General features: G+C 48.6%; 5 protein-coding genes and 1 tRNA gene. 1 reads left to right on the top strand and 5 read right to left on the bottom strand.

The features are described from left to right. Nucleotides 1–46: 46 nt before the first annotated feature. From ACTHUE_RS08760 to ccoG, 4 genes are all read right to left on the bottom strand, one after another. Nucleotides 47–122: transfer RNA gene (locus tag ACTHUE_RS08760), tRNA-Gly, on the bottom strand. 95 nt (nucleotides 123–217) lie between these two features. Beyond that, entirely contained in the window at nucleotides 218–778 is a 561-nt protein-coding gene (gene pgsA, locus ACTHUE_RS08755) for a CDP-diacylglycerol--glycerol-3-phosphate 3-phosphatidyltransferase (protein WP_107792537.1), read from the bottom strand. A 675-nt stretch (nucleotides 779–1,453) separates the two neighbouring features. Further along, entirely contained in the window at nucleotides 1,454–2,020 is a 567-nt protein-coding gene (locus ACTHUE_RS08750) for a FixH family protein (RefSeq protein WP_107792529.1), read from the bottom strand. A 5-nt stretch (nucleotides 2,021–2,025) separates the two neighbouring features. Then, a complete protein-coding gene (gene ccoG / locus ACTHUE_RS08745; RefSeq protein WP_107792528.1) occupies nucleotides 2,026–3,510 on the bottom strand; it encodes a cytochrome c oxidase accessory protein CcoG in 1,485 nt (494 codons plus the stop codon). Between the two features lie 448 nt (nucleotides 3,511–3,958). Between ccoG and tkt the strand changes: the two genes are divergently transcribed. Then, nucleotides 3,959–5,938 carry a transketolase gene (gene tkt / locus ACTHUE_RS08740; protein WP_107768766.1) on the top strand — a complete coding sequence of 660 codons (1,980 nt, stop codon included), beginning with the start codon at nucleotides 3,959–3,961 and terminating at the stop codon, nucleotides 5,936–5,938. A gap of 66 nt (nucleotides 5,939–6,004) precedes the next feature. Here tkt and ACTHUE_RS08735 read toward each other — a convergent pair. Then, nucleotides 6,005–7,159, bottom strand: a 1,155-nt coding sequence (locus tag ACTHUE_RS08735; protein ID WP_440423294.1) for an AAA family ATPase, incomplete at its 5' end; no start/stop codon positions are given.

The raw sequence follows: 7,159 nt of genomic DNA, 5'->3' as shown, positions 1-7,159 counted from the left end.
AGCTATTCCCGCATATTGAAAAAGAACAATCAACAAGTAATCAGAATGGAGCGGGAAACGAGTCTCGAACTCGCGACCTCAACCTTGGCAAGGTTGCGCTCTACCAACTGAGCTATTCCCGCTCTGACAGCTTGTTGCTTCGTATATCGAAGAAGACGCAATTATTATGGATTTAATCGTGTGCGTCAAGTGTTTTGTTTTTATTTTTTTAAAAATTTTATTTGAATTCTTTCCATGCCATTTTTAGGTAGTAGCACATGGACCAGATGGTCAATACAGATGCTATAAACATCAATATGTTACCAATGAGATAGAAAGGATCGTTATATTTGTCTGTGCCGATAAGTAAAAGGAAGATGGCGATCATTTGGGCAGTAGTTTTGAATTTGCCGATAGTGGCTACGGCGACACTGCCGCGTTTGCCCATTTGTGCCATCCATTCGCGTAAGGCGGAAATGGTGATTTCTCGGCCGATAATAATCATGGCGAAGATAGCGTATGTTCTGCCAAGGCTGACGAGCAGGAGTAGGGCAACGGCAACCATGAGTTTGTCGGCAACGGGGTCGAGGAATGCGCCAAAGTCGGAGGTTTGTTTCCAGCGACGTGCTAAAAAGCCGTCAAACCAGTCTGTAATAGCTGCAAGTGCAAAGATGATGGCGGCTGTCCAGTTGACGGTTTGTAGTTGAATCCATGTGTTCGGTAAATAGAATAGGATGGTGAACACGGGGATTAATAGGACGCGCATCCAGGTAAGTAAAATAGGTATGTTCCAAGGCATGGTTTGTGACCTTTTGGATGATGTGTCGGATTGTCCATTATAGCTTATTTGCTCACTGGGCTTTTTTGAGTGTTGTTTTTTTGCCGACAAGTAACGTGGGCAAAGGGCTTTGTTATTCGGGTTGTGAAGAAAGCCTGTTAAGGCCGTCTGAAAAATGGGTTGTTGAGGGGTGTAAATGTTTTTGGGCAGGTAAGTGGCTGCAAAATAGTGGGCAACGAGGTCGGCTTGCTGCTCGATATTGAGTTGGTTGAAGTGAGGCAAAGGTATGGGATAGGCGTAAGCTTCGCGTTTCCTATATCCGCCTTTGAGCATAATGAATAAACCGGACAACCAAACTTTGTGACCGCGCTGGTGTTGCCAGACGTGTGTAAGCTCATGAATCAGCCAGATTTTGTAGGCGATGCCGGCTTGAGTGAAATCATCAGGGCAGTGTTTGCGCGGGAAATATATATTTCCATTGGGGGCAATGGCGGTATTGGGGTTGGGCAGGAAGGGGATGCCGCGATATATTTTAATGCGGTTGAAGTCTATGCTGTCGGCAAAAACCTGTTTTGCCATACGGACTTCGTTTTCAGTCAGTCTGCGCCAATTGGAAAAAATCATATTTTAAAGAAGAATATAGGATATAAAGATTTTCAGGCCGTCTGAAAGTTTCAGACGGCCTGACCATTGGATTTATTGTTCTTCTGAAGCGGCTTGTTTGCCGTTGTCGAACAATTTGTCCATAGGCGTCAGATTGACTGCATTGCCTTGGCTGACTATCCATTTGTTTTCAACACGCCACACGCCTGAGGTATCTTCAACTCGCAAGTACCAATGGTTGGTTTGGCGTAAAGGCTTAAAGACGGCTTCGTATTCCATACGGCCGTTTTGCGGTTCGGCAGTTACGGCGCGTAGCTTGACGGTTTGGTCGTCAGCTTTGCGTGTAGGGTGCATCAGCAGCAGGTTTAATGGCTGTTTGGGATCGAATTGTCCGCTGACGAATACTTTGGCGGCATTCATGTCCGGACTGATTAAAACCTGCACCTGAATCTGTCGTTTAACGGCTTCTTCATCGCGGTGAAGCTGGATTTCGATGTGTTTGCCGTCTTTATAGTAATCGTCGGAAACTAAGTCTGTCGTATGTTCTTTTGCGACGAAGAACATAGACACGCTGGCGATAACGACAAAGATTGGACCTGCCATCAGCACCCAAGGCCAAGTGTGTTTATACCAAGGCTTAGTGGAATTGGGTTTGGACACCGTTGTTATTCTCCAATAAAGGTTGCTTTTTCATTCAAGACAGTCGGTTCGGCATCAGCGTCATCGGTTTCACGATATGTGAAAGTAAATTCAATCGGCTGGCTGCCTTTTTCGGCGTACTCAGGGATGGTGGACACTTGAACCGGAATGGTCACGGTTTCGCGTGGCGCAATTTTAATACCGTTTTCAGGCAAGCCGGTCAAGGCGATATCATCAAAACCTTTGACTGTGGCAGTAACGGTCTGTTCATGTTCACTCTTATTAATGATGCGCAGGTTGTAGGCATTTTCCACCCAGCCTTGGCTGTTTTCGCGCACCATCACGCCGCGGTCTTTCAGAATATCCACTTCGACCATTTTACGAGTGGCAATACCGGTTAAGAAAGCAATAATAACCACAAACAATACTGCACCATAACCTGCAACGCGAGGGCGTTTCAGGCGTTTTTTGATGTCGCTTTCAGGGTATTCATGCTCCATTGCGCCTTCTGTGGTGTAACGGATCAGGCCGCGCGGATAACCCATTTTGTCCATGATTTCGTCACAAGCGTCGATACAGGCTGCACAACCGATACATTGGTATTGCAAACCGTTGCGGATGTCGATGCCGACAGGGCAGACCTGTACACACATGGCACAGTTGATACAGTCACCCAAGCCGCTGTCTTCTTTGTTGGCGGTTTTTTTGCGTGCACCGCGAGGTTCGCCGCGTTCGGTATCGTAGGAAATAATCAGTGTGTCTTTGTCAAACATCGCACTTTGGAAGCGTGCATACGGGCACATATGCAGACACACTTTTTCGCGCATGATGTGGGCAAAAAAGAAGGTCATGAATCCGTAAAACGCTGCGGCAAACATTGCGCCACCGCCTGCCGCGCCGGTAAACAGGGCTGGAACAAATTCACGGATTGGATTAAACCAGCCTGCGAAAGTAATACCTGTCCATGCGCAGAAGAGGAAAATCAACAGGGCTTTGGTGGCTTTAATGCGGATTTTAGTAAAGTTCCAAGGCGATTTTTCCAGTTTTAAACGTTTGTTGCGGTCGCCTTCAACCAAGTTGTCGATCCAAAGCATGATTTCGGTGTAAACCGTTTGCGGGCAAGAATAGCCGCACCACAAACGACCGGCAATGGTTGTCCACCAAAACAGGCCGAAGGCACAAATCATCAGCAGCAGGGCAAGGTAAATCAAATCGCCCATGCCCAGTGACAGGCCGAAAATGAAAAAATGACGGTCAGGGATATTGAATAAAACTGCCTGACGGCCACTCCAGTTAAACCATGGAATCACATAAAACACAAATTGCGTGGCCAATACGGCGGCAATACGCAATTTGGCAAACCGGCCTTCTGCTTTTTTCGGATGGATGCGTTCGCCTTCAGGGTGGATCTGGATAACGCTGGCTCTTGGATTGAATGTTTTAGGAGGAGCGGTTTTGGCAGGTTTATCTGTTGAGGAGGGAGTGTTTTCAGCTTGGTTTTCGGGTGACATAATCAGTGTTCCTTAATGAAGTGCACACAAGCCTTTTGTCATGGTAGTAGTTTGATGTGAGTATTTTCAGACGGCCTTAGGCGTGCATATAAAATCATAACATTTGGCTCTATGCAAAGCAAAAGCAGGGTTTGCCCTTAACAATAGTTGCGGTACTCCTGTCTCATACAAGGCCGTCTGAAAAGAGCAGTATTCAAAGACTTACGGAATAAGTGTAGGTTTATACTTATAGCGATTTCCTATTTATCCGATAAAAAATTTACAACATACTGTTTCAAAACGAAATAACAGTTAATATCATCTATCCCGTCCGTTTCAGACGGCCTATTGGAAATCATGCCGTCTGACAATGCAAATATCAAAGGCTATTCTTGAAAGCACGGCTGATTCAGGCGATAATCGGCACACTTTTTTCATATTTCCAATCTTGTCCAAGGAAGGTCAAACCATGTCTCAACTGGCAAACGCAATCCGTTTCCTCTCAGTCGATGCCGTACAAAAAGCCAACTCTGGCCACCCGGGTGCGCCTATGGGTATGGCGGAAATGGCGGAAGTATTGTGGACGAAGTTCCTCAATCATAATCCAGCCAACCCGAAATTCTACAACCGCGACCGTTTTGTCCTCTCCAATGGTCATGCTTCCATGATTCTTTACAGCCTGTTGCACCTGACCGGCTACAACGTTTCCATTGATGATCTGAAAAACTTCCGCCAACTGCACAGCAAAACCCCCGGCCATCCTGAATATGGCTACACCGACGGTGTGGAAACCACGACCGGTCCATTGGGACAAGGTATTGCCAACGCTGTGGGCATGGCTTTGGCCGAAAAAATCTTGGCTGCCGAATTCAATAAAGACGGTTTGAATATCGTTGACCACTACACCTACGTTTTCATGGGCGACGGCTGCATGATGGAAGGCGTATCGCATGAAGCCTGCTCGCTTGCCGGTACTTTGGGCTTGGGCAAACTGATTGTTTTATATGATGACAACAATATTTCCATCGATGGTAAAGTGGACGGTTGGTTTACCGAAAATATTCCGCAACGCTTTGAAAGCTACGGCTGGCATGTGATTCCAAATGTAAACGGTCATGACACTGATGCCATTCAGACGGCCATTGAAGCGGCCAAAGCCGAAACCGGCAAACCTTCCCTGATTTGCTGCAAAACCTTAATCGGTAAAGGCAGTGCCAACAAAGAAGGCAGTCACAAAACCCACGGTGCGCCTTTGGGTGCGGATGAGATCGAAGCCACGCGCAAACATTTGGGTTGGGCTTATCCTGCGTTTGAAATCCCTCAAGAAATCTATGCAGCATGGGATGCAAAAGAAAAAGGCGCGAAACTTGAGGCCGAATGGAACGAACTCTTCGCTCAATATCAAGCCAAATATCCTGCCGAAGCTGCAGAATTCGTGCGCCGCATGGATAAAAAACTGCCTGAAAATTTCGATGCTTACGTTCAAGCCGCATTGAAAGAAGTGTGTGCCAAAGCAGAAACCATCGCGACCCGTAAAGCCAGCCAAAACAGCATCGAAATCTTGGCAAAAGAGCTGCCTGAATTGGTGGGCGGTTCTGCCGACTTGACCCCGTCCAACCTGACTGACTGGTCAAACAGCGTTTCCGTTACCCGCGAACACGGCGGCAACTATATTCACTACGGCGTGCGTGAATTCGGTATGGGCGCGGTGATGAATGGCCTTACCCTGCATGGCGGTGTTAAACCATTCGGCGCGACTTTCCTGATGTTCAGCGAATACGAGCGTAACGCCTTACGTATGGCTTCGCTGATGAAAATCAACCCTGTATTTGTGTTCACCCACGATTCCATCGGTTTGGGCGAAGACGGTCCGACCCACCAACCTATCGAGCAAACTGCCACTCTGCGCCTGATTCCAAATATGGATGTATGGCGTCCATGCGATACCGTTGAATCTTTGGTAGCGTGGTCTGAAGCTGTTAAAGCGGCCGATCATCCGTCCAGCCTGATTTTCAGCCGTCAAAACCTGAAATTCCAAGCGCGTGATGAGCAACAGCTAAACGACATCAAACGCGGTGCTTATGTAATCAGTGAAGCTCAAGGCAATGCACAGGCTGTTGTAATTGCTACCGGTTCTGAAGTTGAATTGGCTCTGGAAGCGCAAAAAGTATTGGCAGAACAAGGTATTGCCGTGCGCGTTGTTTCCATGCCTTCTACCAATGTATTCGACCGCCAAGATGCCGCCTATAAAGCCGCGGTTCTGCCGGAAGGCTTGCCACGCGTAGCCGTAGAAGCCGGACATGCCGACGGTTGGTATAAATACGTCGGTTTGAACGGCGCCGTGGTCGGTATCAACCGCTTTGGCGAGTCTGCACCTGCTGACTTGCTGTTCAAAGAATTCGGATTTACCGTAGACAATGTGGTTGCCACTGTTAAATCCGTTTTGTAAATCAGATTTTTGATTGAGATAAAAAGGCCGTCTGAAATTTCAGACGGCCTTTTATTTTTTAGTCGGTTAAACAGTTTCTGTTTCAGGTTTGACCTTGCTTTTCTTAAACTTCAACACGGCTTCTTCTTTCGCTGCATCCCAGTCTATCAGCACAAAGCCGCCTTCGGCGAGTTTGCCGAACAGGAGTTCGTCGGCGAGCGGTTTGCGGATTTTTTCCTGAATCAGGCGGTTCATTGGGCGTGCGCCCATTTGCGGGTCGAAACCTTTTTCCGCCAGATATTTACGCAATGCCGGCGTGAATTCGGCTTCGACTTTTTTGTCGAGGAGCTGGTGTTCGAGCTGGAGCAGGAATTTGTCCACGACTTTAACGATAATAGGCTCGGACAAGGGCGCAAATGGGATAATCGCGTCTAAGCGGTTGCGGAACTCGGGCGTGAAGAGCTTGTTGATGGCCTGCATTTCATCGCCGCGCTCGCGTTTGGCGGTAAAGCCGAGGCTGGGGCGGCTGAGGCTTTCCGCGCCGGCGTTGGTGGTCATAATCAGGATGACGTTGCGGAAGTCGGCACTCTTGCCGTTGTTGTCGGTCAGTTTGCCTGCATCCATGACTTGTAGGAGGACGTTGAAAATATCGGGGTGAGCTTTTTCGATTTCGTCCAAGAGCAACACGCAATGCGGCTGTTTGTTGACGGCTTCGGTCAAAAGGCCACCTTGTTCAAAGCCGACGTAGCCAGGCGGCGCGCCGATGAGGCGCGATACGGCATGGCGTTCCATGTATTCGGACATATCAAAGCGTTGCAGCGGTACGCCCATCGAGTAGGCAAGCTGTTTGGCGACTTCGGTTTTGCCGACGCCGGTCGGGCCGGAGAAGAGGAAGCAGCCTATCGGTTTGTCGGGCAGGGCGAGGCCGGAGCGCGACATTTTAACGGCGGCAACCAGCGCGTCGATGGCGTTTTCCTGACCGTAAACCATGTTTTTCAAATCGCGGCCGAGGAATTGCAGCACTTGTTTGTCGTCGTGCGACACGGTTTTTTCGGGAATCCGTGCGACTTTGGCGATGACGGTTTCGATTTGCGCTTTGCCGATGACTTTTTTCTGTTTGGATTTGGGCAGAATCCGTTGCGCCGCGCCTGCTTCGTCCATCACGTCGATGGCTTTGTCGGGCAGGAAACGTTCGTTGATGTAGCGGGCGGAAAGTTCGGCTGCGGCTTCAAGTGCGCCTTG

Source organism: Neisseria sp. P0021.S005, assembly GCF_051956955.1.
This window is presented reverse-complemented; position numbering and strand designations above follow the sequence as displayed.

Coding starts and splice junctions, on each gene's coding strand:
- pgsA (WP_107792537.1), bottom strand. CDS start 778: ATGCCTTGGAACATACCTATTTTACTTACCTGGATGCGCGTCCTATTA.
- ccoG (WP_107792528.1), bottom strand. CDS start 3,510: ATGTCACCCGAAAACCAAGCTGAAAACACTCCCTCCTCAACAGATAAA.
- tkt (WP_107768766.1), top strand. CDS start 3,959: ATGTCTCAACTGGCAAACGCAATCCGTTTCCTCTCAGTCGATGCCGTA.